A 25,231-nucleotide genomic window follows, 5' to 3' on the forward strand; every position below is an offset into this window, starting at 1 on the left:
ATCCGACGTCGTTCACATCCATGAACGACGCTGGCACGCTAGCCCGCCTCGCCACCCGGGTCAAGAGGAACACCCCTGGCCGCACAGTGCCTTGACGACCCCTCGACCCCTCCCTAGCGTGTCCACGTCCGTGAATGCAGCTCATCCGCGACCGGCCGTGACCCCGGCCGACCCGCGTCCCAGCCGAGGAGAAGCACCCCGATGCCCGCACCCCGCACGCTCCTGCTCACCGGTGCCGCCGGCGGCGTCGGCACCCTCATGCGGGAGCTGCTCCCGGCCCACGGGTACGCGCTCCGCCTCCTCGACGTCGCCCCCGTCCCCGGCGCCCCCGACGCGATCGTCGCCGACCTCGCCGACCGCGCGGCGCTGCGCGAGGCGGCCCGCGGGGTGGACGCGATCGTGCACCTCGCGGGCATCTCCCTGGAGGCGGACTTCGACGCGATCGTCGCCGCCAACGTCACCGGCCTCCACCACCTCTACGAGGCGGCCCGCGAGGAGGGCGTCGGCCGGGTCGTCTTCGCCTCCAGCAACCACGCCGTCGGCTTCACCCCCCGCCCGCGCGACGGCGAACCGCCGGTGCCGGTCACCACCCCGCACCGGCCCGACACCTTCTACGGCCTCTCCAAGTGCTTCGGCGAGGACCTGGCGCAGCTCTACTGGGACCGGCACGGCATCGAGACGGTCTCGGTCCGCATCGGCTCCTGCTTCCCCGAGCCCACCTCGGTGCGGATGCTCTCGCTCTGGCTGAGCCCCGGCGACTGCGCCCGGCTGCTGCACGCCGCGCTCACCGCGCCGGACGTCGGCCACACCGTGGTGTACGGCTCCTCAGCCAACACCCGTGCGTGGTGGGACCTGTCGACCGCCCGCGCCCTCGGCTACGCGCCGCGGGACGACTCGGAGGCGTACGCCGAGAAGCTGATCGCCGAGCAGGGCCTCCCGCCGGAGGGCAGCCCGGACGACCTCTACCTGGGCGGCGGCTTCACCGGGAACGCCCCCCGGTGGCCGCACGCGGGGTGATCCGGCGCCGCCTGGGACAGGGCGGCCGCCGTCCTCGGGCCCGGCCGGTGATACGGGGGAGCCGGCCGGGCCCGGTTCGACGGCGCGCGCTGGCAGCGCCGGACGCGACCACGGTAGGCCGCTACCAAGATCACCGCGAGCCGCGGAACGCGGCCTCTGTCCGGAATGCGCGACCGGCCGAAGCACGGGGTCGCGCGGCCCGCCCAGGAGGGCGGCCCTGCTCAGGGCGCCGTCCCGGTCAGGACGCGGCCCTGCTCAGGGCGCCGTCCGCAGGGTCCGCGACGGGGACTCGCCGAACCTCTCGCGGTAGCGGGCGGCGAACCGCCCCTGGTGCGCGAAGCCCCAGCGCCAGGCGACCTCGCTGACGCTCACCTCGTCCGGCTCCGCCGCCCGCAGCTCCTCCCGGACCCGTTCGAGCCGGACCTCGCGGACGTACGCCATCGGCGACATCCCGACGTACTCCCGGAAGGACTCCTGGAGCCGGCGGACGCTCACCCGCGCGTGGGCGGCGAGTTCGGCGGTGGTGAAGGGGTGCTCGGGGCGCTCCCGGACGGCGTCCATCGCGCGCTTCACCGGTGCCGGGCGGCGCGGCCCGCCGGGGTGGGCCAGCTCGTCCCGCCAGGGGTGCTCGGCGGCCAGCAGCAGGCCGTTGAGCAGCGCCTCCTGGAGCGGGCGGGCGACGAGTTCGTGGTGGGCGAGACCCTCCCCGGCGAGCGCCTCCGCGGCGATCCGGCGGGCGAACCGCACCCAGGCGAGGCCGGGGCCGCGCGAGATGTCGAGCCCGGGCCGGAAGACGAGACCGCCCGACGGCGGCCGGCCGAGCAGGCTCTCCAGCCGGTCGCGCAGTTCGGCGGCGCCGACCTTGACGGAGAGGATCCGCCCGTCGCCGCTCCAGCGGTCGAGGAAGGTGTCCCCGGCGGGGTCGAGGAGCAGCGCCTCGCGGGCGGAGGCGACGACGGTGCCGCCGCCGCGGCCCTGGCGCATCTCCATGGTGCCGCTCATCGGGGCGTTGACGTGGTACGCGCCCAGCTCGCCGAAGCTCATCCGGACGTCGGCCCCGCAGCTCAGGTCGCCGATGACGAGCGGCCCGAGCTCGACGATGTCGAAGCGGGCCGCGAAGGACCGGTGCTCGTCGACGACGTCCATCCGGTTCGTGTAGTAGCGCGCGGCGAGTTCCTCACGCGCCTCGTCGACGTCCCCGGTCTTGAAAGAGCTCCCACCCACAGCACCCACGATGCGAAAGATAATTCATATGACGGACCCGTCCGGGACCGGGCAGGATGCCCGGCATGCCACGACCTCAGGGCTTCTCGTACGAGGAGCGCAAGGACGGCTCCGTCGTCCTCACCCACCACGGCCGGCCCGCCGGGGTGCTGCGCGGCGCCCGGGCCGCGACGTTCCTGGCCGAGGCCGCGTCCGGCGACGTCCAGCTGCTGATGGCCCGCTGGACGGGGGCGTACCGTTTCGGCAACGAGCGGCAGGCGCGGAACCATCCGCGTAACCAAGGTGGCCGAACCCGTCGTGGGTAAGGGAACGGCAAAGCGACCCGGATCGTTGAGCCTGTCATGACCGCAATGACCCCCGGCTCGAACCTCCCGCTCACCGCCCCCCGTGTCGCGGTGGACGTCGCCGCCCCGGTGCGGCTCGACGTCTCGGGCCTGCTGCTCGGCGCCAACGGCAAGGTGCGCTCGGACGACGACTTCATCTTCTACAACCAGCCCGCCGGGCCCGGTGTCACCTACCGCTCCGGCGGCGGCACCGCGCCGGACGCGATCCTGGTGGACACCGGCGGCCTGCCCGCCGGCATCGAGAGGATCGTGGTCACGGCCAGTCCGGACGCCGCAGGACAGACCTTCCAGGGCATCGAGCCCACCGCGACCGTCCGCGACGCCGACAGCGGCGCGGTCATCGCCACCTTCACCCCGCCGCAGCTCGCCACCGAGACGGCCCTGGTGGTCGTCGAGATCTACCAGCGCAACGGCGCCTGGAAGGTCCGCGCCGTCGGCCAGGGGTACGCGAACGGCCTGGCCGGCATCGCGACCGACTTCGGCGTCTCCGTCGACGAGGAGCCGGCCGCCCCCGCCGCCCCGGCGCCCGTCGCCCCGCCGGCGTACACCCCGCCGCCGGCGCACACCCCGCCGCCGCACGCGGGGCAGACCCTGCCCTCGTTCACTCCCCCGCCGATGCCGCCCGCTCCGCCGGTGGACCCGCGGCTCGCGGCCGGCGCCCCGGCCGCCCCGGCCCCCACCGGCAAGATCAACCTCGACAAGGGCCGCGTCAGCCTCCAGAAGAACCAGACGGTGTCGCTGGTCAAGGGCGGCCGCCCGCTGCTCTCCCAGGTGAAGATGGGCCTCGGCTGGGAGCCCGCGTACCGCGGCAAGGACATCGACCTGGACGCCTCGGTCATCGCCTACGGCCCCCAGCGCAACCACCTGGACAGCTGCTACTTCGGCAAGCTGACCATCCTGGGCGGGGCCGTCCGGCACTCCGGTGACAACCTGACGGGCGAGGGCGCGGGCGACGACGAGGTCATCACCGTCGACCTGGGCCGGCTGCCGGCCGACGCCACCGGCCTGGTCTTCACGGTGAACTCGTTCTCCGGGCAGAAGTTCACCGAGGTCGCCAAGGCGTACTGCCGGCTGATGGACGCGGCCACCGGCGAGGAGCTGGTCCGCTTCGACCTGACCTCCGCCGAGCCGCAGACCGGCGTGATGATGGCCAAGCTCATCAAGCAGTTCTCCGGCGAGTGGGAGATGACCGCGATGGGCGAGTTCGTGAAGTCCCGGACGGTCCGGGGCATGGTGAAGCCGGCCGCCCAGGCGCTCTGAGCGGCCGGCCCGGGCGCGCTACGCGAAGAGCGCGCTGTAGGCGTTGAGGGCGGGCTGGCCGCCGAGGTGGGCGTAGAGCACGGTCGAGGAGCGGCCGATCTCGCCCCGGTCCACCAGGTCGATCAGCCCGGCCATCGACTTCCCCTCGTAGACGGGGTCGGTGACCATGCCCTCGGTGCGGGCGGCCAGCCGCATCGCGTCGAGGGTGGCCTCGTCCGGGACGCCGTAGACGCCGGCGTGGTAGCGCTCGTCCAGCTCCACGTCGGCGCCGGAGAGTTCCCGCTCGACGCCGATGAGGGCGCCGGTGGAGCGGGCGATCCGGGTGATCTGCTCATGGGTCTCGGCGGGCTTCGCGGAGGCGTCGATCCCGATGACCCGGCGCGGCCGGCCGCCCTCCTCGGCGAGCGCGGCGAAGCCGGCCACCATGCCGGCCTGGGTGGAGCCGGTCACCGAGCAGACCACCACGGTGTCGAAGAAGACGCCGAGCTCCCGCTCCTGCTCGGCCACCTCGTAGGCCCAGTTCGCGAAGCCGAGGCCGCCGAGCGGGTGGTCGGAGGCGCCGGCCGGGATCGCGTACGGCTTCCCGCCGCCCTCCTCGACCTCGCGCAGCGCCCGCTCCCAGCTCTCCTTGAAGCCGATCCCGAAGCCGGCCCGGACCAGCCGCACGTCGGCGCCGGCGAGCCGGCTGATCAGGATGTTGCCGACCTTGTCGTAGACGGCGTCGGGCCACTCGACCCAGCTCTCCTGCACCAGCACGCACCGCAGTCCGGCACGGGCGGCGACCGCCGCGACCTGGCGGGTGTGGTTGGACTGCACACCGCCGATGGAGACGAGGGTGTCGCAGCCCTGCGCGAGGGCGTCCGCGACCAGGTACTCCAGCTTGCGGGTCTTGTTCCCGCCGTACGCGACACCGGAGTTGCAGTCCTCGCGCTTGGCCCACAGGGTGGCGCCGCCGAGGTGGTGCCCGAGCCGTTCGAGGGGATGGACCGGGGAGGGTCCGAAGAGGAGCGGGTAGCGGTCGAAGTCGGTGATCGGCACGGGCGGCTCTCCCTGGGGTGGCGGGGCGGGGTCACGCCATCGACGGCGCGGGCGCGGGGATGCCGGTGACCTCGGCGACCTCGATGGCGTCGTCGGCCAACTGCTCCAGGGCGGCCCAGATCTCGCTGGTGATCCGGACGGCCTCCTCCGCGTCCCCGGCGGCGCAGGCGTCGATGAGGTGGGTGTGGAGCTCGGCGGAGGCGCAGCTGTCGGCGTCCCCGAACAGCCGGCGCTCGACGCGGCGGAGCAGCGGGGTGTAGCGGTCGATGGTGGCGGCGGCGGCGTGGTTGCCGCTGGCGCCGACGAGGATCTGGTGCAGCTCGTCGTCGGCGTCCAGGGCGGCCTCGACGTCGGAGGCGCGGACGGCGGCGGCGAAGCGCTCGTTGGCCTCGCGCATGGCGCGGATGGCCTCGGGGCCGAGCAGCGGGACGGCGGTGCGGGCGGCGAGTTCGTGCATCACCCGGACCACGGAGGCGGCGTCGCGGACGATCCGGCTGACCGGCCGGGTGACCCGGGTGTAGCTCTGCGGCTTGGTCTCGACGAGGCCCTCGACGGTGAGCCGGGCGAGGGCGTCGCGGACGGGCGCGCGGGAGAGTCCGAGCCGGTCGGCGAGGTCGGCGTCCTTGAGGAGGGCGCCGGGGGCGAGGTCGCCGCGCACGATCGCCTCCCGCAGCGACTCGTAGGCCCGGTCGCGCAACAGGGTCCGGCCCACGGGCCGCAGAACGTCGTCCATGGACTGACAGGTTAGATGTCAGTCCATGGAGCCGACAGAGGATCTTGGAACCTGGCGGGAACCCGACGGGAACCCGACGCGAATCCTCACAGCTCCCCCGGTTCCGGCGGGGCCGGGAGGGCCGGCGGCGCGTCAGCGGCGGGGCTGGCGGCGCCAGGGGCCGGTGATCGCGACCATGATCCCAGGGTTCTGGATGCAGGCGTACAGGGTGTCGCCGTCGGGCGAGAAGACGACGCCGGCGAACTCGCTGTCGTTGAGGTCGTTGCGGGCGATCGGGTAGGTGCGGCCCGAGTCGGTGGCGCCGATGAGGTGCTGGACGCCCTCGCCGTCCTCGGCGATGACGATCCCGCCGTACGGGGAGACGGTGATGTTGTCCGGGGAGTCGTAGGCGCCGTCCTGCTCGGGCGCGGGGTTCACGCCGAACAACACCTTGAGCGTGAGGGTGCGGCGCTTGGGGTCGTAGAACCAGACCTGGCCGTCGTGGGCCGCGCCGGGGCTCTCCTCGCGGGCGTACGAGGAGACGACGTAGGCGCCGCCGTCGGCCCACCACATGCCCTCCAGCTTCCGGCCGCGGGTGACCTGGTCGTCGGCGAACTGCTTGCGCACGGGCGTGGTGCGGGCGTCGCGGTCGGGGACGTCCACCCAGTCGACGCCGTAGACGGTGCCGATGCGGGTGGCGCGGGAGAGGTCGTCGACGAACTGCCCGGCGGAGTCGATGCACCGGGCGGCCTGGAGGACGCCGGCGTCGTCGGCGAGGGTGCGCAGCCTGCCCCGGCCGTGCTCGAAGTCCTGCGGCGGGACCCAGCGGAAGAGGAGGCCGTTGGGCTTGGAGGCGTCCTCGGTGAGGTAGGCGTGGCCGCGCCGGGGGTCGATGACGACGGCCTCGTGGTCGTAACGGCCGAAGAACTTGAGGGGCTTGGGGTCGAGGTTGGCCCGGCGGTCGCGGGGGTCGACCTCGAAGACGTACCCGTGGTCCTTGGTCATGCCGTTGGTGCCGGCGAGGTCGGAGTTCTCCTCGCAGGTCAGCCAGGTGCCCCAGGCGGTGCGGCCGCCGGCGCAGTTGGTGGAGGTGCCGGCGATGCCGACCCACTCGGCGACGGTGCCGTCGCGGTGCACCTCGACGACGGTGCAGCCGCCGGCCGCCTTCGGGTCGTAGACGAGGCCCTCGGCGAGCGGGACGGGGAACTCCACCTTGGCCCGGTCGCCCTTGATCTCGTGGTTGTTCACCAGGTACGTGGTGCCGCGCGGGCCGGCGAAGGCGGCGGTGCCGTCGTGCTTGGCCGGGGTGAACTCGCCGCTCTCCAGGCGGGTGACGCCGGTGCGGGTGATGACGCGGTAGGAGAAGCCCTCGGGCAGGGCGAGGAGACCGTCGGGGTCGGCGACCAGCGGGCCGTAGCCGAGGCGGTGGTGGCCGTGGCCGCCGTCGGCGTGGTCGTCGGCGTGGCCGGGGACGCCGTGGGCGGCCTCGTCGCTCGCGAGGGCCTCGGGGGCGGTGGCGAGCACACCGACGGCGCCGGTGAGGGCGAAGCCGGCGAGCGCGGACTTCTGGGTGAACTCTCTGCGGTTGAGCGCCATGGTGTGCGGTCTCTCCCCAAGCTGGGTGCCGGTTGTCGCGCACACCCTCGCGCGCCCGCGGGAACGGCGGCTGAACGCCGTGGGAACGGCCGCGGAGCGCCTCCCCCGATCCGGGGAAAGGCGCTCCGGCGGCGCGGGGTTCAGGCGGAGCCGGTGCGAGAGCGGGCCTTGAAGGCGGCCTTGCGGGCCTCCTTGGCGGCCGCCTTGTCCGGGTGGAGCCGGCCCATCGCGTCGAGGACGTCGGCGGTGGCCGGGTGCTCGACCCGCCAGGCGGTCTCCAGGAAGCCGGTGTGCCGGCTGGTCAGGCCCTCGATGAGCTCCTGGAGCTCGGCGGGCTCGCCGGAGGCGTCGAGCTGGGCGGCGATGGTGTCGACCGCGAGCCAGAAGATCATGGACTCCGGCGGCGGGGGCACGTCGGAGGCGCCGCGCTCGGCGAGCCAGACGCGGGCGAGGCCGCCGAGCTCCGGGTCGTCGAGGACGGCGCGGACCACCGGCTCGGCCTCGGGGCCGACGAGGGCGAGGGCCTGCTGGCAGTGGAGGCGGCGGAGCGGGGAGTCGGGGTCGGCACCGCGGGCGGCGGCGAGGAGGTCGGCGGCGGCGGGCACCGGTTCGCGGCCGGCCAGCCACGCCTCGGTCTCGGCGCGGGCGGCGGACTCGGGGTAGCCGACGAGGCCGGCGAGGAGGGTGTCGGCGTCCTTCTCCGCGAGGTCGCCGACGGCGGGGGCGTCGACGCCGGCCTCCACCATGCGGGTCCGGACGCCGAAGAGGCCGAGCGGGGTGAGCCGGACCATGCCGTAGCGGGTGACGTCCTCGTCGTCGACGGGCGGCGCGGGCTCCTCGCCCTCCTCGGCCATCAGGGCCTCGTCGACGGGCTGGTACTCGACGAGGCCGATCGGCTCCAGGAGGCGGAACTGCTCGTCGAGCCGCATCATCGCGTCGGAGACCTGCTCCAGGACGTCGTCGGTGGGCTCGCCCATGTCGTCGGGGACGACCATGGAGGCGGCGAGGGCGGGCAGCGGCACGGGCCCGTCGCCCGGGCCGCCCTCGCTGACCGTCAGCAGGTAGAGGTTGCCGAGCACGCCCTCCAGGAAGTCGGCCTCCGCCTCCGGGTCCCAGTCGAGGGTGTCGAGGTCGAGTCCGCCGTCCTCGTCGAGCAGCGGCTCCAGGTCGTCGAGGACGGGGGCGACGGCGTCGGCGAAGACGGCCTCGAAGGCGTCGAGCCAGAGGGCGAGCACGTCCCGGGGCGCGCCGCCGGTGACGACGGCGAGGTTCTCGCCGGCGGCCGCGGTGCCGGGGGTGTCGTCGTCGGCGCCGTCCTCGACGTCGACCAGGCCGGTGTCGACGGCGAGCCGCCAGGCGTCGCCCGCCCAGTACTCGGCGTCCTCGTCGTCGGCCAGGCCGAGGACGCCGGCGGCGTCCGGCAGCTGCTCGTCGACGAGTTCGCCGCCCGCGCCGACCCGGGTGTCGGGCCCGGCCCAGCGGGCGAGGCGGACGGCGTGGGCGAGGAGGGGGGCGGACAGGGCTTCCCGGGCCAGCTCCGCGTCCGAGGGCAGCCGAACGGGGGGAAGGGTGGGGTGCTCCGCAGCCATGTGGGGGATCTCCTCGACGCGTGCGTGGATCGGTGGGGTGCCGGTGGGGACCGGCCGGCACCGGGGTGGGGCCGGCGTCTCAGCGTAGACGCATCCGGGGGGCCGCCCGCCGGTTCACGGGCCTGTCAGCCTTCGTACACCCGTCGACCCTTGACAAGTGGGGCGCTCTCACCGGAGATTGACGCGCGTAGATCTCTCTGCCGTTCCTCCAAGCACCCTCGGAGCCTCCTGATGTCTTCCTCCATACCGAGAACCGCCGCCGTCTCCGCGGTGGTCGCGGCCGCGCTCGCGGCCGGTCTGCTCGCCGGCTCGCAGAGCGCCGCGGCCGAGGACACCGCCGCCGTCCGCATCCACGACGTGCAGGGCACCACCCGGGTCTCGCCGCTGGCCGGCAAGCAGGTCACCGGGGTGACGGGCATCGTCACCGGCGTCCGCGGCTACGGCTCCTCGCGCGGCTTCTGGATGCAGGACCCGCAGGGCGACGAGAACCCGGCCACCAGCGAGGGCCTGTTCGTCTTCACGAGCTCCGCCCCGACGGTCGCGGTCGGCGACGCGGTCAGCGTCGACGGCACGGTCACCGAGTACGTCCCCGGCGGCCTGAACTCCGGCAACCAGTCGCTGACCCAGCTGTCCCGCCCCAAGGTCACCGTGGTCTCGAAGGGCAACGCGCTGCCCGAGCCGGTCACCATCGCCCCGTGGTCGGTGCCGGACGCGTACGCCCCCGCGGGCGACCCGGCGAACGGCGGCTCCATCAACGGCCTGACGCTCGACCCGGAGACGTACGCCCTGGACTACTACGAGTCCCTGGAGGGCACCAACGTCCGCGTCGGCTCCTCCCGGGTGGTCGGCGCCACCGACCCGTACTCCGAGCTGTGGGTCACGGTGAAGCCGTGGGAGAACGACAACGAGCGCGGCGGCACGGTCTACGGCTCGTACGAGTCCCAGAACACCGGCCGGCTCCAGATCCAGTCGCTGATCCCGCTCGCCCAGCAGCCCTTCCCGAAGGCGAACGTCGGCGACTGGCTGACCGGTTCGACCGAGGGCCCGCTCGACTTCAACCAGTTCGGCGGCTACACCCTGACCGCCCGCACCCTCGGCACCCTCCAGGACATGGGCCTGGAGCGCGAGGTCACGGAGCGGCAGCACAAGAACGAGCTGGCCGTGGCCACGTACAACGTGGAGAACCTCGACCCGAGCGACCCGCAGGAGAAGTTCGACGCGCTCGCGAAGGCGGTCGTCGAGAACCTCGCCACCCCGGACATCGTCGCCCTGGAGGAGATCCAGGACGACAACGGCGCCAAGAACGACGGCACGGTCTCGGCCGAGCAGACGCTGAAGAAGTTCACGGACGCGATCGTCGCGGCCGGCGGCCCGGCGTACGAGTGGCGCTCGATCGCCCCGGAGAACAACAAGGACGGCGGCGAGCCCGGCGGCAACATCCGCCAGGTCTTCCTCTTCAACCCCGAGCGGGTCTCCTTCGTGGACCGCCCGGGCGGCGACGCGACCACCGCGACCGGTGTCACCGGCTCGAAGGGCCGCGCCGCCCTCACCCTCTCCCCCGGCCGGATCGACCCGGCGAACGCCGCCTGGGAGGCCAGCCGCAAGCCGCTCGCGGGCGAGTTCAGCTTCCGCGGCCGCACGGTCTTCGTGATCGCCAACCACTTCGGTTCGAAGGGCGGCGACGAGTCGATCGTCTCCCACCACCAGCCGCCGAACCGTTCCTCCGAGGCCAAGCGCCACCTCCAGGCGCAGGCCGTGAACGCCTTCGTCAAGGAGATCATCGCCGTCGACAAGCAGGCGGACGTCCTCGTCGTCGGCGACATCAACGACTTCGAGTTCTCCGGCACGACCGAGGCGCTGACCGACGGCGACGCCCTCTACCCGGCCGTGAAGGCGCTCCCGGCCTCCGAGCGCTACTCGTACGTCTACCAGGGCAACAGCCAGGTCCTCGACCAGATCCTGACCAGCCCCGGCGTGCACCACTTCGAGTACGACAGCGTGCACATCAACGCCGAGTTCGCGGACCAGAACAGCGACCACGACCCGCAGGTCCTGCGCTTCCGCCCGTAACCCGGATCCCGCGCTACGCGCCCGCGCTCAGGCTGAGCGCGGGCGCGTACCTGCGGACGCGGCTGCCGGTGAGGGCCGGGTGGTGGTGCACCCGCGCCCACGCCTCGCTCAGCCGGCCGTCGTCCGCCAGCCACTCCTCATGGGCCCGCTCGCTCTCCCACTCGGCGTAGTTGAGGACCCGGCCGCCGTCGGTGGAGAGGTGGAAGCGGCCGCTGATCCCGCCGGACCCGGGCCGCGTCGCCGCGTCCTCGTCCAGGGCGTCGAACACGCGGTCCACCCACTCCTCCCGGTGGCCCGCGCCGGACGGGTCGAAGTCGGCCTCGACGATGACGACGACCGCGGGCGGCTCCCCCGTGCCCGTCGCGCCGCGGACGGTGGAGCGGTGGATCGCCCCGTAGCGGCGGAGCTCCACCCGCTCGACCCCGGGCACGGCCGCGTCGATCTCGGCGTTCCGGTCGTCGCGGTAGGCGCGGACGAAGTCCTCGTACGCCTGCTGTTCCGTCCACTGCGAGTAGTGCAGCAGCGTCTCGCCGTCGGTCCCGGCGAGGACGCTGTACGAGAGCAGGCCGAGGTCCGGCCACGCGCGGCTCTCCCAGGCCTTCCGGATCGCCTCGACGGCGGCGCGCTGACGCTCGGGGGTGCCGACCCGCCAGGTGCTGACGAGGACGGCGCCGACCCCGGGGCGGTCGAGGTCGGGACGGGCGTCGGGGCGTGCGACGGCGTTCATGGGGTGTCTCCTCCTGCTCGGTGCGGACGGTTCGACCCTCCTCCCTCAACCTTGGTCGAGGTCAAGGGGGTTCGGCATGGGAGACTTCCGGTCGTGATCCTTCGCCCCGCCACCCGCGCCGAACTTCCCGCCGTCCTCGCCCTCCTGGCCGACGAGCGGCGGGTCGTCGACCCCGCGACCGTCCGGGTCACCGAGGCGTACGAGCGGGCCTTCGCGGCCATCGAGGCCGATCCCCGCAACGAGATGCTGGTGCTGACCGACCCGGACGGCACGGTCCTCGGCTGCCTCCAGGCCACCTACATCCCGGGCCTCGGCAAGGGCGGCGCCGAGCGGGCGCTGATCGAGGCGGTCCGGATCCGGGCCGACCACCGGGGCGCGGGCCTGGGCCGACGGCTGATGGAGCTGGCGGCGGACCGGGCCCGCGCGCGCGGCTGCGCCCTCGTCCAGCTGACCAGCGACAAGAAGCGCGCCGAGGCCCACCGCTTCTACGCCTCGCTGGGGTACGCCCGGAGCCACGAGGGCTTCAAGCTGACCCTCTGACCCCGCCTTCGTTCAGCCGGGCTGAACGTTCCGGCCAAGCAGATCTACGTGGACCTTCACGGTCGTCGGCGCCCAGACTTCCCGTATGAGCACTCATCGGCCCTTCGGCCGCGCCCTCTGCGCGATGATCACCCCCTTCACCGGCTCCGGTGCCCTCGACCTCGACGCGGCCGGGAAGCTGGCCGCCCGGCTGGTCGGCGAGGGCTGCGACGGCCTGGTCCTCAACGGCACCACCGGCGAGTCCCCCACCACCACGGACGCCGAGAAGGCGGCGCTGATCCGGGCCGTGCGGGAAGCGATCGGCCCGGCCCCCGCACTGCTCGCGGGCGTGGGCACGGCCGACACCCGGCACACCGTGGAGCTGGCCCGCCAGGCGGAGGCCGCCGGGGCCGACGGGCTGCTCGTCGTCACCCCGTACTACAGCCGCCCGCCGCAGGACGCGGTCGCCGCGCACTTCCTGAAGGTCGCGGACTCCACCGGGCTCCCCGTGATGGTCTACGACATCCCCGGCCGCACCGGCACCCGCGTCGAGCCCGACACCATGCGCCGGCTCGCCGCGCACCCGCGGATCACCGCCGTCAAGGACTGCTCGTACGACCTGCTGACCGCGGCCCGGCTGATCGCCGAGACCGGGCTCGCGTACTACTCCGGCAGCGAGGAGCTGAACCTGCCGCTGTACGCGGTGGGCGGCGCCGGCTACGTGAGCACGGTCGCGAACGTGGCGCCGCGCCCGCTCGCCGCCGTCCTCGACGCGTACGACGCCGGCGACACCGCCCTGGCCGCCCGGCTGCACGCCCGCACGCTGCCGCTGGTCGAGCGGATGATGGCCGCCGGCCTGCCCGGCACGGTCACCGTGAAGGCGCTGCTCGGCGGCCCGCTCCGGGAGCCGCTGCGGCCCGCCGGCCGGGAGACGGCCGACGGGCTGCGCGCCCTCCTCGCGGAGCTGGATCAGGCGGCGTCGGTCGTGTAGGTCCGGCCGAGGATCGCCGCGTGCTCCAGGACGTCCTCCAGCGGGTCGTCGATCTGCCCGGTGTGCAGGCTGAGACTGGGGCCGTTGGTCACCGCCGGCCCGTTGTGCGTGTGCGTCTCGTCCGCCCGGGCGGCCCCCGCCGGCAGCAGCACCGCCGCCGCGGCCAGCACCCCGGCGACCATGGGCTTCGTCCTCATGTCGACTCCTCGCCTCGTCTCTCGGTGGAGCACGGCGCTCCGCATCCCTAACGCTCCGTGATCGGGTTCGGTTGCCGTCCCGTCACGAGCTTCGCGGTCCTGTCCCCGTCGCTGGGGGCGGGCGCCTGGGGCTGCGGCCCGGTGGAGGACCCGGGCAAGCCTCTGAGGGCGCTGCACGGAGAGCGGCCGACCGCCCTCCCGGCCGTCTGAGCGGGGCCGGGAGGGCCGGTCGGGCCGTCAGTTGTGGCTGTGCAGGATGTCGTTGAGGCCGCCCCAGACCGCGTTGTTCGGGCGGGCCTCGACGGCGCCGGTGACCGAGTTGCGGCGGAAGAGGATGTTCGACTGCCCGGAGAGGTCGCGGGCCTTGACGATCTCGCCGTCGGGCATGGTGACCCGGGTGCCGGCGGTGACGTACAGGCCGGCCTCGACGACGCACTCGTCGCCGAGGGCGATGCCGACGCCCGCCTCGGCGCCGATCAGGCAGCGCTCGCCGATGGAGATGACGACGTTGCCGCCGCCGGAGAGGGTGCCCATGGTGGAGGCGCCGCCGCCGATGTCGGAGCCGTCGCCGACGACGACGCCGGCGGAGATGCGGCCCTCGACCATGGAGGTGCCGAGGGTGCCGGCGTTGAAGTTGACGAAGCCCTCGTGCATGACGGTGGTGCCGGCGGCGAGGTGGGCGCCGAGGCGGACGCGGTCGGCGTCGGCGATCCGGACGCCGGCGGGCACGACGTAGTCGGTCATGCGGGGGAACTTGTCGATCGAGGTGACCTGGAGGTGCAGGCCCTCGGCGCGGGCGTTGAGCCGCACCTTCTCGATGTCGTCCACGGCGACCGGGCCGAGCGAGGTCCAGGCGACGTTGGCGAGCAGGCCGAAGACGCCGTCCAGGCTCTGGCCGTGCGGCTTCACCAGGCGGTGGCTGAGCAGGTGGAGGCGGAGGTAGGCGTCGTGGGCGTCGAGCGGCTTGTCGTCGAGCGAGCCGATGACGGTGCGGACGGCGACCACCTCGACGCCGCGGCGGGCGTCCACGCCGAGCGCCTTGGCGGCGCCCTCGCCGAGGGCGTTCACGGCCTCGTCCGGGGAGAGCCGCGTGGTGCCGGCCGGGCCGGGCTCCTCGGTGAGCTCGGGGGCGGGGAACCAGGTGTCGAGGACGGTGCCGTCGCCGGCGATGGTGGCGAGGCCGGCGGCGACGGCGCCGGTGGTGCGGGGAGCAGTGGTGGTCATGACGGAAAACCTAACGGTCCCGCCCCCGCGCGGGCCAACCGGTCTCAGGTGCCGGTCGGGCCGGCCGGAGCTTCCGACAAGGCTCCGGCCTGGTCTTTCGGCTCTTCGTTCAGGATCCGGGCGATCATCTCGCGGGCGTGCGCCTCGTCGTACGGCGCGCCGCCGAGCAGGACCTGGAGGGCGATCCCGTCCATGAGGGCGGCCAGGGCGCGGGCGGCGCTCCGCCCGGTGTGCCGGGCGAGGGCGGTGACGACCTCCTCGGCCCGTTCGGCGGCGACGGGCCGGAGCGCGGGGCGGCGCAGGGCGGCGAGGCGGAGTTCGTACTCCAGCTGCACCTGGCTCCGCCCGGCGCCGAGCCGCGCTGCGAGCAGCCGGGCGAGCCCCTCGGCGAGGGTGTCGCCGGGGCGGGCGGGCCGGCTCCGCAGCTCCTCGGCGAGGCCGGCGTCGGCCTTCCGGAGGGCGGCGACGAGGAGGTCGTCGAGGGAGCCGAAGTGGTAGGTGGTGGAGCCGAGCGGCACGTCCGCCTCGGCGGCGACCGTGCGGTGGCTCAGCCCGCCGATCCCGTCCCGGCGGACCACCCGCAGGGCGGCGTCCACGATCCGCTCGCGCCGCCCGGGGTCGTACCGCCGGGTCCGTGCCGTCAGTGCGCCCCGCCCAGGTTGAGCACGGCGACGCCGGCGATGATGAGGACGATCCCGGCGATCTTGGCGAGGCTCAGGGTCTCGCCGAGGAAGAGGATCCCGATCCCGGCGACGGCGGCGGTGCCGACGCCCGACCAGATCGCGTAGGCGGTGCCGACCTGAAGGGTCTTGAGGGCCTGGGCGAGCAGCGCGAAGGCGATGACGTACCCGGTGCCGGTGACGAGCGAGGGCCAGAACCTGGTGAACCCCTCGCTGTACTTCATGGAGGTGGTGGCGATGATCTCGGCCGCTATGGCCCCGGCGAGCAGTCCGTAACCCATGGGCAGGAGGGTACCGCCGTTGTGTACGGGCGTACGCAACGCTGCCCGCTACGGTATGGCGCATGACTTTCGCCCGTGGGCCGTACAGCTACGGCTACGCCGCTCCGCCGCCGAAGCCGGGTGTGATACCGCTGGCCCCGCTGGACCTCGGCGACGTCCTGGCCGGCTCCTTCGAGGCGTACCGCCGCCACTGGAAGGTGCTCCTCGGCGTCTCCCTGGCCTCCTACGCGGCGGCCGCCGCGCTCATCTTCGGGGTGGGCACGGTCGCCTGGGCCGCGCTCGCCGACCGGTACGACCGCTGGGCGGCCGCCCCCGGCCCGGACGGCGACCAGCCGGAGCTGGCGCCGCTCTTCGTCGGGGTCGGCATCATCTGGCTGGCCTGCGCGCTGGGGCTGCTGCTCGCCACCGGTCTGCTGCACGCCGCCGTCGCGACCGTGGTCCAGGAGGCGGTGCTCGGGCGGAGGACCGGCTTCGGGGCGGTGTGGCGGCGGTCCTGGTCCCGGCTCGGCGCGACGCTCGGCGCGCTCGTCCTGCCGGCGCTGGCCGCGCTCGTCCCGGTGCTGCTCTCGCTGGTCGGCTTCTGCCTGATGCTGGGCGGGATGATCGCGAACATCGCCTCGAACGAGGGGCACCACACCGACAACGGCGCCGGGCTGCTGATCACCGGCCTGCTGGTGCTCCTGCTGAGCGCCGCCACCCTGCCGGTCGCCCTCTGGATCTGGATCAGGTACAGCCTCGCCCCGACCGCCGCGGTGATCGAGTCCGCCGGCCCGCCGGCCGCGCTGCGCCGCTCCGCGGAGCTGGTGCGCGGCTCCTGGTGGCGGATCTTCGGGTGCACCCTGGTGATGCTGCTGATCGTCGGCGGCATCTCGTTCGTGGTGCAGATGGGCGTCTCCCTGGTGGCCCAGTTCTCGATGTTCACCCTCCAGGCCGAGACGAACCTCACCCCCACCCCCGGCACGGTGTTCCTCGCCGTCGGCGGACTGGTGGCCGTCGTCGGACTGGTCCAGCTGCTCGTCCAGGCGCTGCTCGCCCCGCTCCAGCCGCTGGCCTCCGGTCTCCTCTACGTCGACCAGCGCATCCGCCGGGAGAACCTGGGCCCGGCCCTGGCCGCCCGGTCGGCGGCGTGACGGCACGAGAAGGGGCCCCCGGCGGTGTGCCGGGGGCCCCTTCTCGTGCGGTCGAGCGGTGATCAGACGTTGAAGCCGAGCGCGCGCAGCTGCTCGCGGCCGTCGTCGGTGATCTTGTCCGGACCCCACGGGGGCATCCAGACCCAGTTGATCCGCAGCTCGTTGACGATGCCGTCGGTGGCCGCGCGGGCCTGGTCCTCGATGACGTCGGTCAGCGGACAGGCCGCCGAGGTCAGCGTCATGTCCAGCGTCGCGACGTTGGAGTCGTCGATGTGGATCCCGTAGATCAGGCCGAGGTTGACGACGTCGATGCCCAGCTCGGGGTCGACGACGTCGTACAGCGCCTCGCGGATCTCCTCTTCGGAGGCCGGCTTCATCGTGGCCGCCTCGGCGTTCTCGGTCGCGTTCTCGGTCATGCCGACTTCCTCACAGACTTCTGGTCGTCTCCGCCCAGGGCCTGGGCGGTCGCGTCCTTCCACGCCATCCAGCTGAGCAGCGCGCACTTCACCCGGGCCGGGTACTTGGAGACGCCGGCGAACGCGACCGCGTCCTCCAGCACCTCCTCCATGGCGTCGTCCGGCTCGACCTGGCCCTTGGACTGCATCAGCTCCAGGAAGGTCTCCTGGATCTTCTGCGCCTCGGCCAGCTCCTTGCCGACGAGGAGCTCGTTGAGGACGGAGGCCGACGCCTGGCTGATGGAGCAGCCCTGGCCCTCGTACGAGACGTCCTCGACGCGGTCGCCGTCGTACTTCACGCGGAGCGTGATCTCGTCACCACAGGTCGGGTTGACGTGGTGCACCTCGGCGTCGCCGTCCCGCAAGCCCCGCCCGTGCGGGTGCTTGTAGTGGTCCAGGATGACGTCCTGGTACATCGAATCCAGCTTCACAGCGCTCAGCCGCCCTATCCGAAGAAGTTACGGACGTGCTCCAGCCCCTCGACCAGGGCGTCGACCTCGGCCGGAGTGGAGTACAGGTAGAACGACGCCCGCGTGGTCGCAGGAATTCCGTACCGCAGGCAGACCGGCCGCGCGCAGTGGTGGCCGACCCGGACCGCGATGCCCTGCTCGTCCAGCACCTGCCCCACGTCGTGCGGGTGGATGTCCCCGAGCGTGAAGGAGATCGCCGCGCCGCGGTCCTCGGCCGTGGTGGGGCCGATGATCCGCAGGTCCGGCACCTCCTGGAGGCGGCGGACGGCGTACTCGGTGATCGCGTGCTCGTGGCGCGCGATGTTGTCCATGCCGATCGCCGACAGGTAATCCACGGCCGCGCCGAGGCCGACGGCCTGGGCGATCGGGGGCGTACCCGCCTCGAACTTGTGCGGGGCCGGCGCGTAGGTGGAGGAGTGCATCGAGACGGTCTCGATCATCTCGCCGCCGCCGAGGAAGGGCGGCAGGTCCTCCAGGAGCTCCTGCCGTCCCCACAGCACGCCGATGCCGGTCGGGCCGCACATCTTGTGGCCGGTGAAGGCCACGAAGTCGGCCTGGAGCGCCTGCACGTCCAGGACCTGGTGCGGGGCCGCCTGCGAGGCGTCGATGCAGACGAGCGCACCGACCTCCTGGGCGCGCCGGACGATGGTCTCGACCGGGTTCTGGGTGCCGAGCAGGTTGGAGACCAGCGTGAAGGAGACGATCTTCGTCTTCTCCGTGATGACCTCTTCGATGTTCGACAGGTCGAGGCGGCCGTCGTCGGTGAGGCCGAACCACTTCAGCTTCGCGCCGGTGCGCTGCGAGAGCAGCTGCCACGGGACGATGTTGGAGTGGTGCTCCATCTCCGTGATGGCGATCTCGGTCTCGTGGTCGACCCGGTAGGGGTCCTCGGCCCAGCCGAGCATGTTGGCCACGAGGTTGAGCGACTCGGAGGCGTTCTTGGTGAAGATCACCTCGTTGCGGCTCGGCGCGTTGATGAAGGCGGCGACCTTGTCGCGGGCGCCCTCGTACAGCTCGGTGGCCTCCTCGGCGACCGTGTAGACGCCGCGGTGCACGTTGGCGTTGTGCCGCTCGTAGTAGGCGTTGAGCGCGTCGAGGACCTGGCGCGGCTTCTGCGAGGTGGCCGCGGAGTCCAGGTACACGATCTTCTTGCCGTCGTGGACCGTGCGGTCCAGGAGCGGGAAGTCCTTGCGGATCGCCTCGGTGTCGAGGAGGCCGGTCAGCCCCTGATGGGCGGAAGTCACGCGGATGCGCCACCCTTCACGTACTTGTCGTAGCCCTCGTTCTCGAGCTGGTCGGCGAGCTCGGCGCCGCCGGACTCGACGATGCGGCCGTTCGCGAAGACGTGCACGAAGTCGGGCTTGATGTAGCGCAGGATGCGCGTGTAGTGCGTGATCAGCAGGGTGCCGACCTCGCCGGTCTCGCGGACGCGGTTGACGCCCTCGGAGACGATGCGGAGGGCGTCGACGTCGAGGCCGGAGTCGGTCTCGTCGAGGATCGCGATCTTCGGCTTGAGGAGCTCCAGCTGGAGGATCTCGTGGCGCTTCTTCTCACCGCCGGAGAAGCCCTCGTTCACGTTGCGCTCGGCGAAGGCCGGGTCCATGGACAGCTGGTCCATGGCCTCGCGGACCTCCTTGACCCAGGTGCGCAGCTTGGGGGCCTCGCCGCGGATGGCGGTGGCGGAGGTGCGCAGGAAGTTGGAGACCGAGACGCCGGGGACCTCGACCGGGTACTGCATGGCGAGGAAGACGCCGGCGCGGGCGCGCTCGTCGACGGACATCTCCAGGACGTCCTCGCCGTCGAGGGTGACGGTGCCGCCGGTGACCGTGTACTTGGGGTGACCCGCCAGGGAGTACGCCAGGGTCGACTTGCCGGAGCCGTTGGGGCCCATGACCGCGTGGGTCTCACCCTGCTTGATGGTCAGGTCGACGCCCTTGAGGATCTCGCGGGGGCCGTTCTCCGCCTCGACGGAGACGTGCAGGTCGTGGATTTCGAGCGTTGCCATGGGTGACTCAGGACTCCTGGGTGACGGAGACGAGCACATCGTCCCCTTCGATCTTTACGGGGTACACGGGGACGGGGCGCGTCGCGGGAAGGCCCGACGGCTTGCCGGTACGGAGGTCGAAGCTGGAACCGTGCAGCCAGCACTCGATGGCGCAGTCCTCGACCTCGCCCTCCGAGAGGGAGACGTTCGCGTGCGAGCAGATGTCGTTGATCGCGTACACCTCGCCCTCGGTGTGGACGACCGACACCGGCGTGCCGTCGACCTCGACCCGCTTGGGGGTGTCGGCCTCCAGCTCGCTCAGCGCGCAGACTCGGACGAAGGCCATCAGACGGAAGCCTCCAGCTCGGCCTCGACCTTGGCGATCAGGCGCTCCTCGACGTCCGGCAGACCGATCTGCTGGACCAGCTCGGCGAAGAAGCCGCGGACGACGAGGCGGCGGGCCTCGGTCTCCGGGATGCCGCGGGACATCAGGTAGAAGAGCTGCTCGTCGTCGAAGCGGCCGGTGGCGGAGGCGTGGCCGGCGCCGGCGATCTCGCCGGTCTCGATCTCCAGGTTCGGCACGGAGTCGACCCGGGCGCCGTCGGTGAGGACGAGGTTCCGGTTGAGCTCGTAGGTGTCGGTGCCCTCGGCGGCGGCCTGGATGAGGACGTCGCCGATCCACACCGCGTGCGCGTCCTGGCCCTGGAGCGCGCCCTTGTAGGCGACGTTCGAGGTGCAGTGCGGGGTGTTGTGGTCGACGAGGAGGCGGTGCTCCTGGTGCTGGCCGGCGTCGGTGAAGTACAGGCCGAAGAGCTCGGCGGAGCCGCCGGGGGCGGCGTAGCTGACGCGCGGGTGGAGGCGGACGAGGTCACCGCCGAAGGTGACGACGACCGACTTGAAGGAGGCGTCCCGGCCGAGCAGCGCGTTGTGCTGGGCGACGTGGACGGCGTCCTTGTCCCAGTCCTGCACGGAGACGACGGTGAGCTTGGCGCCGTCGCCGAGGACGAAGTCCACGTTGGCGGCGAGCACCGCGTCACCGGTGTGGTCGATGACGACGACGGCCTCGGCGAAGGCGCCGAGCTCGATCACCTGGTGGCCGAAGGCGACGCCGCCCTGGCCGTGCACGGCGACGCGGATCGGCTCGGCGAGGACGGCCTCCTTGGCGACGGTGACGACCGACGCCTTCTCGAAGGAGGAGTACGCCTGGGCGGCGACGCGGTCGACCGGCTTGCCGGCCTTGCGCAGCCGCTCGTCGTCGCGGCCGACGGTCTCCACGGTGACGCCCTCGGGGGCCTCGATCTCGACCCGGACGCCCTCGCCGGTGGCGACGGCGGTGCCGTCGTGCAGACCGCGGAGGCGGGCCAGCGGGGTGAAGCGCCACTCCTCCTCGCGGCCGTGCGGGACGGGGAAGTCCGCGACGTCGAAGGACGGCGGGGCGCTCATGCGCGTGGCGACGGTGGACTCGGCGGCCACCGCGATCGAGCCGGCGGTCGTGGAACCGGCCGGGATGTTCTGAGCCTCAGCCATGGCTGTCGTCTTGCTCTCTTCCTGCGTACGTGTGAGTCGGTCGCTGCGGGGGCGGTGGCGGTTAGCCGACCGCGCCTTCCATCTGCAGCTCGATCAGCCGGTTCAGCTCCAACGCGTACTCCATCGGCAGCTCCTTGGCGATCGGCTCGACGAAGCCGCGGACGATCATCGCCATGGCCTCCTGCTCGGTGAGACCGCGCTGCATCAGGTAGAAGAGCTGGTCCTCGGAGACCTTGGAGACGGTGGCCTCGTGGCCCATGGTGACGTCGTCCTCGCGCACGTCCACGTAGGGGTACGTGTCGGAGCGGGAGATCGTGTCGACGAGCAGGGCGTCGCAGAGCACGTTGGACTTGGCGCCGGGGGCGCCCTCGCCGATCTCGATGAGGCCGCGGTAGGAGGTGCGGCCGCCGCCGCGCGCCACCGACTTGGAGACGATGGACGACGAGGTGTTCGGGGCCATGTGGACCATCTTGGCGCCGGCGTCCTGGTGCTGGCCCTCGCCCGCGAAGGCGATGGACAGGGTCTCGCCCTTGGCGTGCTCGCCCATCAGGTAGACGGCCGGGTACTTCATGGTGACCTTGGAGCCGATGTTGCCGTCGACCCACTCCATGGTGGCGCCCTCGTAGGCGACGGCGCGCTTGGTCACCAGGTTGTAGACGTTGTTCGACCAGTTCTGGATGGTCGTGTAGCGGCAGCGGCCGCCCTTCTTCACGATGATCTCGACGACCGCGGAGTGCAGCGAGTCGGAGGAGTAGATCGGGGCGGTGCAACCCTCGACGTAGTGGACGTAGGCGTCCTCGTCGACGATGATCAGCGTCCGCTCGAACTGGCCCATGTTCTCCGTGTTGATGCGGAAGTAGGCCTGGAGCGGGATCTCGACGTGCACGCCCTTCGGCACGTAGATGAACGATCCGCCGGACCACACGGCCGTGTTCAGGGAGGCGAACTTGTTGTCGCCGACCGGGATGACGGTGCCGAAGTACTCCTTGAAGAGCTCCTCGTGCTCCTTCAGCGCGGTGTCGGTGTCGACGAAGATGACGCCCTGCTCCTCCAGGTCCTCGCGGATCTGGTGGTAGACGACCTCGGACTCGTACTGGGCCGCGACACCGGCGACGAGGCGCTGCTTCTCCGCCTCCGGGATGCCGAGCTTGTCGTACGTGTTCTTGATGTCCTCCGGCAGGTCCTCCCAGGACTCGGCCTGCTTCTCGGTGGACCGCACGAAGTACTTGATGTTGTCGAAGTCGATGCCGCCGAGGTCGGAGCCCCAGGTCGGCATGGGCTTCTTGTCGAAGAGGCGCAGACCCTTGAGACGCAGCTTCAGCATCCACTCGGGCTCGTTCTTCTTCGCGGAGATGTCGCGGACGACGTCCTCGTTCAGTCCGCGCTTGGCCGCGGCGCCGGCCGCGTCGGAGTCGGCCCAGCCGTACTCGTACCGACCCAGGCCCTCGAGCTCGGGGTGGCTGATCTCGGTGGTCATGCGGGGTTCCTCCCGGCCGTGCTTGCGGATGCTGATTCGGTGGTCTGTGGGGCGCCGTGCGGGATGAACGTGGTGCAGACGCCGTCGCCGTGGGCGATGGTGGCCAGGCGCTGGACGTGCGTTCCCAGGAGGCGGGAGAAGATCTCCGTTTCCGCCTCGCACAGCTGGGGGTACTGCTCGGCGACGTGGGCGACCGGGCAGTGGTGCTGGCAGAGCTGCTCGCCGACCGGCGCGTTGCGCGCAGTGGCAGCGTACCCGTCCGCCGTGAGGGCCTTGGCCAGCGCCTCGGCCCGGCGCTCGGGCTCGACCGACTCGACGGCCTCGCGGTAGGACTCGGCCTGGGCCTCGATCCGGTCGCGGGCGAAGGCGGCGACGGCGGCCTCTCCACCGGCGTTCCGCTCGATCCAGCGGAGCGCCTCCACGGCGAGGGAGTCGTACGACTGGTCGAAGGCGTCCCGGCCGCAGTCGGTGAGGGCGAAGACCTTGGCGGGGCGGCCTCGGGTACGGGTCCCGTAGACGCGCTTCTCGCGGGCCTCGACGACCTGCTCGGCGACGAGCGCGTCGAGGTGCCGGCGGACGGCGGCCTGGGTGAGGCCCAGCCGCTCCGCGAGGTCGGCGACGGTGGAGGGGCCGTGGTCCAGGATCGACCGCGCGACCCGGTTGCGTGTGGACCGCTCTCGGGTCGCGAGTTCCTCCACCGGAGCCGCGCCAAGGTTTTTCACAACGCCATTGTTGCGTAATTAATCAGGCAGTGACAAGCCGCGCCGGACGCGGTGGCGATGGCGTGCGTCACTCAGGTAAGGCTTACCTGACCTGCGGAAACGATCATTCATGGGATGAATCCGGGACCCGGACGGACGGGCGCGTCCGGCTCTCTCCTAGACTTCCCGGCATGCGAAACGAGTCCGCCGACAGGGCCGACACCGCCGTCCGCGTCCGCGGTCTGGTCAAGCGGTACGGCACCAAGACCGCCGTCGACGGCCTCGACCTCGACGTGCGCACCGGCACGGTCACCGCCGTGCTCGGCCCCAACGGCGCCGGCAAGACCACCACCGTCGAGACCTGCGAGGGCTATCGGAGGCCGGACGCCGGCACCGTCCGCGTCCTCGGCCTCGACCCGGTCGCCGACGCCGCCGCCCTGCGCCCCCGCATCGGCGTGATGCTCCAGTCCGGCGGCGTCTACTCCGGGGCCCGCGCCGACGAGATGCTCCGCCACATGGCGAAGCTGCACGCCCACCCCCTGGACGTCGACGCCCTGATCGAGCGCCTCGGCCTCGGCTCCTGCGGCCGGACGACCTACCGGCGGCTCTCCGGCGGCCAGCAGCAGCGGCTCACCCTCGCCATGGCCGTCGTCGGCCGCCCCGAACTGGTCTTCCTCGACGAACCCACCGCCGGTCTCGACCCGCAGGCCCGCCGCGCCACCTGGGACCTCGTCCGCGAGCTCCGCGCCGACGGCGTCACGACCGTCCTCACCACCCACTTCATGCAGGAGGCCGAGGAGCTGGCCGACGACGTCGCCATCGTCGACGGCGGCCGGGTCGCCGCCCAGGGCAGCCCCGAGCAGCTCTGCCGCGGCGGCGCCGAGAACACCCTCCGCTTCACCGGCCGCCCCGGCCTCGACCTCGGCTCCCTGCTCAAGGCGCTCCCGGACGGCACCCAGGCCGCCGAGCCGCTCCCCGGCACGTACCGGATCTCCGGCTCCGTCGACCCCCAGCTGCTCGCCACCGTCACCACCTGGTGCGCCCAGCACGGCGTCATGCCCGACGGCATCGCGGTCGAGCGCCACACCCTCGAAGACGTTTTCCTGGAGCTGACCGGCAAGGAGCTGAGGTCATGAAGGCGGGCAAGCCCGAGATCCGCCGGGGGTCCGGGGGTCGCCCCCCCGGGAAAGCACAGCCTGGAACCGACCGGCAAGGAGCTGCGCGCATGAGCGTCGGCACGTACGCGCCGAAGCCGGGGGCCGCCCCCGTCGGGCGGATGATCGCGGCCCAGACGGCCCTGGAGACCCGGATGCTGCTCCGCAACGGCGAGCAGCTCCTCCTCACGGTGATCATCCCGTCCCTGCTGCTGGTGCTCTTCTCGACCGTGGACGTCGTCGACACGGGCGACGGGAAGGCCGTCGACTTCCTCGCCCCGGGCGTCCTCGCGCTCGCCGTGATGTCCACCGCCTTCACCGGCCAGGCCATCGCCACCGGCTTCGAGCGCCGCTACGGCGTCCTGAAGCGGCTCGGCGCCTCCCCGCTCCCCCGCTGGGCCCTGATGACCGCCAAGACGCTCTCCGTCCTGGTCACCGAGGTCCTCCAGATCGCGCTGCTGACCGCCATCGCGCTCGGCCTCGGCTGGTCCCCGCACGGCAACCCGCTCGCCGTGCTGCTCCTGCTGGTCCTCGGCACCGCGGCCTTCTCCGGGCTGGGGCTGCTGATGGCCGGCACGCTCAAGGCCGAGGCCACCCTCGCCGCGGCCAACCTGGTCTTCCTGCTGCTGCTCGTCGGCGGCGGGGTGATCGTCCCGCTGGAGAAGTTCGGCGCGGCCGGGGACGTGCTGGCGCTGCTGCCCATCTCCGCCCTCTCGGACGGCCTCAGGGACGTCCTCCAGCACGGCGCCGGGATGCCGTGGGGCGACGCCCTGATCCTCGCCGTCTGGGCCGTCCTGGGGCTCGGCGCGGCGGCGAGGTTCTTCCGCTGGGAGTAGCGGAACGGGACCAGGGGGTGACGTTTCC

The 25,231-nt window shown here is 72.6% G+C and carries 27 protein-coding genes; 9 read left to right on the plus strand and 18 right to left on the minus strand.

Going from position 1 to position 25,231, the window contains the following annotated elements:
* Window positions 1-201 precede the first annotated feature (201 nt).
* Window positions 202-1,017 (plus strand): NAD-dependent epimerase/dehydratase family protein, encoded by an 816-nt coding sequence (locus ABFY03_RS09585; protein ID WP_319011079.1) that lies wholly within the window; start codon window positions 202-204, stop codon window positions 1,015-1,017.
* Between the two features lie 255 nt (window positions 1,018-1,272).
* Here the strand turns inward: ABFY03_RS09585 and ABFY03_RS09590 are convergent, their stop codons facing one another.
* The gene (locus tag ABFY03_RS09590) at window positions 1,273-2,241 is read right to left on the minus strand and encodes an AraC family transcriptional regulator (protein WP_319011080.1); all 969 of its coding nucleotides are present in this window, start codon (window positions 2,239-2,241) and stop codon (window positions 1,273-1,275) included.
* Between the two features lie 65 nt (window positions 2,242-2,306).
* Here ABFY03_RS09590 and ABFY03_RS09595 point away from each other — a divergent pair, with 65 nt between their 5' ends.
* Window positions 2,307-2,546, plus strand: a complete 240-nt coding sequence (locus ABFY03_RS09595; RefSeq protein ID WP_319011081.1) for a hypothetical protein — start codon at window positions 2,307-2,309, stop codon at window positions 2,544-2,546.
* 45 nt (window positions 2,547-2,591) lie between these two features.
* Window positions 2,592-3,845: a TerD family protein gene (locus ABFY03_RS09600; protein ID WP_346172228.1), complete on the plus strand. Its 1,254-nt coding sequence runs from the start codon at window positions 2,592-2,594 to the stop codon at window positions 3,843-3,845.
* Window positions 3,846-3,863: 18 nt separating this feature from the next.
* Here ABFY03_RS09600 and ABFY03_RS09605 read toward each other — a convergent pair whose 3' ends face one another.
* The 4 genes from ABFY03_RS09605 to ABFY03_RS09620 all read right to left on the minus strand — a co-directional run bounded on the left by ABFY03_RS09605 (window position 3,864) and on the right by ABFY03_RS09620 (window position 8,780).
* On the minus strand, window positions 3,864-4,883 hold the full coding sequence (locus ABFY03_RS09605) for a 1-aminocyclopropane-1-carboxylate deaminase (RefSeq protein WP_346169687.1): 1,020 nt from the start codon (window positions 4,881-4,883) through the stop codon (window positions 3,864-3,866).
* A 31-nt stretch (window positions 4,884-4,914) separates the two neighbouring features.
* The gene (locus ABFY03_RS09610) at window positions 4,915-5,616 is read right to left on the minus strand and encodes a GntR family transcriptional regulator (protein ID WP_346169688.1); all 702 of its coding nucleotides are present in this window, start codon (window positions 5,614-5,616) and stop codon (window positions 4,915-4,917) included.
* Between the two features lie 132 nt (window positions 5,617-5,748).
* Entirely contained in the window at window positions 5,749-7,191 is a 1,443-nt protein-coding gene (locus tag ABFY03_RS09615) for an alkaline phosphatase PhoX (protein ID WP_346169689.1), read from the minus strand.
* A gap of 140 nt (window positions 7,192-7,331) precedes the next feature.
* Window positions 7,332-8,780: a hypothetical protein gene (locus tag ABFY03_RS09620; protein ID WP_319011085.1), complete on the minus strand. Its 1,449-nt coding sequence runs from the start codon at window positions 8,778-8,780 to the stop codon at window positions 7,332-7,334.
* 231 nt (window positions 8,781-9,011) lie between these two features.
* Between ABFY03_RS09620 and ABFY03_RS09625 the strand changes: the two genes are divergently transcribed.
* Window positions 9,012-10,850 carry an endonuclease/exonuclease/phosphatase family protein gene (locus ABFY03_RS09625; RefSeq protein ID WP_319011086.1) on the plus strand — a complete coding sequence of 613 codons (1,839 nt, stop codon included), beginning with the start codon at window positions 9,012-9,014 and terminating at the stop codon, window positions 10,848-10,850.
* 13 nt (window positions 10,851-10,863) lie between these two features.
* Here ABFY03_RS09625 and ABFY03_RS09630 read toward each other — a convergent pair whose 3' ends face one another.
* On the minus strand, window positions 10,864-11,577 hold the full coding sequence (locus tag ABFY03_RS09630; protein ID WP_319011087.1) for an antibiotic biosynthesis monooxygenase family protein: 714 nt from the start codon (window positions 11,575-11,577) through the stop codon (window positions 10,864-10,866).
* A 93-nt stretch (window positions 11,578-11,670) separates the two neighbouring features.
* Here ABFY03_RS09630 and ABFY03_RS09635 point away from each other — a divergent pair, with 93 nt between their 5' ends.
* The gene (locus ABFY03_RS09635; RefSeq protein WP_319011088.1) at window positions 11,671-12,117 is read left to right on the plus strand and encodes a GNAT family N-acetyltransferase; all 447 of its coding nucleotides are present in this window, start codon (window positions 11,671-11,673) and stop codon (window positions 12,115-12,117) included.
* Between the two features lie 85 nt (window positions 12,118-12,202).
* On the plus strand, window positions 12,203-13,087 hold the full coding sequence (dapA, locus tag ABFY03_RS09640) for a 4-hydroxy-tetrahydrodipicolinate synthase (protein ID WP_346169690.1): 885 nt from the start codon (window positions 12,203-12,205) through the stop codon (window positions 13,085-13,087).
* On the opposite strand, the gene ABFY03_RS09645 is transcribed toward dapA, so the two are convergent.
* The 4 genes from ABFY03_RS09645 to ABFY03_RS09660 all read right to left on the minus strand — a co-directional run bounded on the left by ABFY03_RS09645 (window position 13,066) and on the right by ABFY03_RS09660 (window position 15,469).
* A complete protein-coding gene (locus ABFY03_RS09645) occupies window positions 13,066-13,284 on the minus strand; it encodes a hypothetical protein (RefSeq protein WP_319011090.1) in 219 nt (72 codons plus the stop codon). The genes dapA and ABFY03_RS09645 overlap by 22 nt on opposite strands.
* A 237-nt stretch (window positions 13,285-13,521) precedes the next feature.
* The gene (dapD, locus tag ABFY03_RS09650; protein ID WP_319011091.1) at window positions 13,522-14,508 is read right to left on the minus strand and encodes a 2,3,4,5-tetrahydropyridine-2,6-dicarboxylate N-succinyltransferase; all 987 of its coding nucleotides are present in this window, start codon (window positions 14,506-14,508) and stop codon (window positions 13,522-13,524) included.
* A gap of 44 nt (window positions 14,509-14,552) precedes the next feature.
* A complete protein-coding gene (locus ABFY03_RS09655) occupies window positions 14,553-15,104 on the minus strand; it encodes a TetR/AcrR family transcriptional regulator (RefSeq protein WP_346169691.1) in 552 nt (183 codons plus the stop codon).
* A gap of 44 nt (window positions 15,105-15,148) precedes the next feature.
* Complete coding sequence (locus ABFY03_RS09660; RefSeq protein ID WP_319011093.1) at window positions 15,149-15,469, minus strand: DMT family transporter; 321 nt, start codon at window positions 15,467-15,469, stop codon at window positions 15,149-15,151.
* 62 nt (window positions 15,470-15,531) lie between these two features.
* Between ABFY03_RS09660 and ABFY03_RS09665 the strand changes: the two genes are divergently transcribed.
* Window positions 15,532-16,599: a DUF7847 domain-containing protein gene (locus ABFY03_RS09665; RefSeq protein ID WP_319011094.1), complete on the plus strand. Its 1,068-nt coding sequence runs from the start codon at window positions 15,532-15,534 to the stop codon at window positions 16,597-16,599.
* Window positions 16,600-16,661: 62 nt separating this feature from the next.
* Here the strand turns inward: ABFY03_RS09665 and ABFY03_RS09670 are convergent, their stop codons facing one another.
* The 8 genes from ABFY03_RS09670 to ABFY03_RS09705 all read right to left on the minus strand — a co-directional run bounded on the left by ABFY03_RS09670 (window position 16,662) and on the right by ABFY03_RS09705 (window position 23,234).
* A complete protein-coding gene (locus ABFY03_RS09670; protein ID WP_319011095.1) occupies window positions 16,662-17,015 on the minus strand; it encodes a metal-sulfur cluster assembly factor in 354 nt (117 codons plus the stop codon).
* Window positions 17,012-17,485 (minus strand): Fe-S cluster assembly sulfur transfer protein SufU, encoded by a 474-nt coding sequence (sufU, locus tag ABFY03_RS09675; protein WP_282691652.1) that lies wholly within the window; start codon window positions 17,483-17,485, stop codon window positions 17,012-17,014. Before sufU ends, ABFY03_RS09670 begins: the two co-directional genes overlap by 4 nt.
* A gap of 14 nt (window positions 17,486-17,499) precedes the next feature.
* On the minus strand, window positions 17,500-18,768 hold the full coding sequence (locus ABFY03_RS09680; RefSeq protein ID WP_319011096.1) for a cysteine desulfurase: 1,269 nt from the start codon (window positions 18,766-18,768) through the stop codon (window positions 17,500-17,502).
* Window positions 18,765-19,529, minus strand: coding sequence for a Fe-S cluster assembly ATPase SufC (gene sufC, locus ABFY03_RS09685; RefSeq protein WP_319011097.1), 765 nt, complete (start codon window positions 19,527-19,529; stop codon window positions 18,765-18,767). Before sufC ends, ABFY03_RS09680 begins: the two co-directional genes overlap by 4 nt.
* 7 nt (window positions 19,530-19,536) lie before the next feature.
* Entirely contained in the window at window positions 19,537-19,854 is a 318-nt protein-coding gene (locus tag ABFY03_RS09690; protein ID WP_030692512.1) for a bifunctional 3-phenylpropionate/cinnamic acid dioxygenase ferredoxin subunit, read from the minus strand.
* Window positions 19,854-21,035, minus strand: a complete 1,182-nt coding sequence (sufD, locus tag ABFY03_RS09695) for a Fe-S cluster assembly protein SufD (RefSeq protein WP_346169692.1) — start codon at window positions 21,033-21,035, stop codon at window positions 19,854-19,856. The genes ABFY03_RS09690 and sufD overlap by 1 nt, the downstream gene beginning before the upstream one ends.
* 61 nt (window positions 21,036-21,096) lie before the next feature.
* Window positions 21,097-22,512: a Fe-S cluster assembly protein SufB gene (gene sufB, locus ABFY03_RS09700; protein WP_031002804.1), complete on the minus strand. Its 1,416-nt coding sequence runs from the start codon at window positions 22,510-22,512 to the stop codon at window positions 21,097-21,099.
* The gene (locus ABFY03_RS09705) at window positions 22,509-23,234 is read right to left on the minus strand and encodes a helix-turn-helix transcriptional regulator (protein WP_319011099.1); all 726 of its coding nucleotides are present in this window, start codon (window positions 23,232-23,234) and stop codon (window positions 22,509-22,511) included. Before ABFY03_RS09705 ends, sufB begins: the two co-directional genes overlap by 4 nt.
* A 170-nt stretch (window positions 23,235-23,404) precedes the next feature.
* Between ABFY03_RS09705 and ABFY03_RS09710 the strand changes: the two genes are divergently transcribed.
* Together ABFY03_RS09710 and ABFY03_RS09715 are read left to right on the plus strand one after the other, a co-directional pair.
* Window positions 23,405-24,349 carry an ABC transporter ATP-binding protein gene (locus ABFY03_RS09710; protein WP_346169693.1) on the plus strand — a complete coding sequence of 315 codons (945 nt, stop codon included), beginning with the start codon at window positions 23,405-23,407 and terminating at the stop codon, window positions 24,347-24,349.
* Between the two features lie 89 nt (window positions 24,350-24,438).
* Window positions 24,439-25,203: an ABC transporter permease gene (locus tag ABFY03_RS09715; protein WP_319011101.1), complete on the plus strand. Its 765-nt coding sequence runs from the start codon at window positions 24,439-24,441 to the stop codon at window positions 25,201-25,203.
* Window positions 25,204-25,231 lie beyond the last annotated feature (28 nt).

The organism is Streptomyces roseofulvus, from assembly GCF_039534915.1.
GTDB classification, from domain to species: Bacteria; Actinomycetota; Actinomycetes; order Streptomycetales; family Streptomycetaceae; genus Streptomyces; species Streptomyces roseofulvus.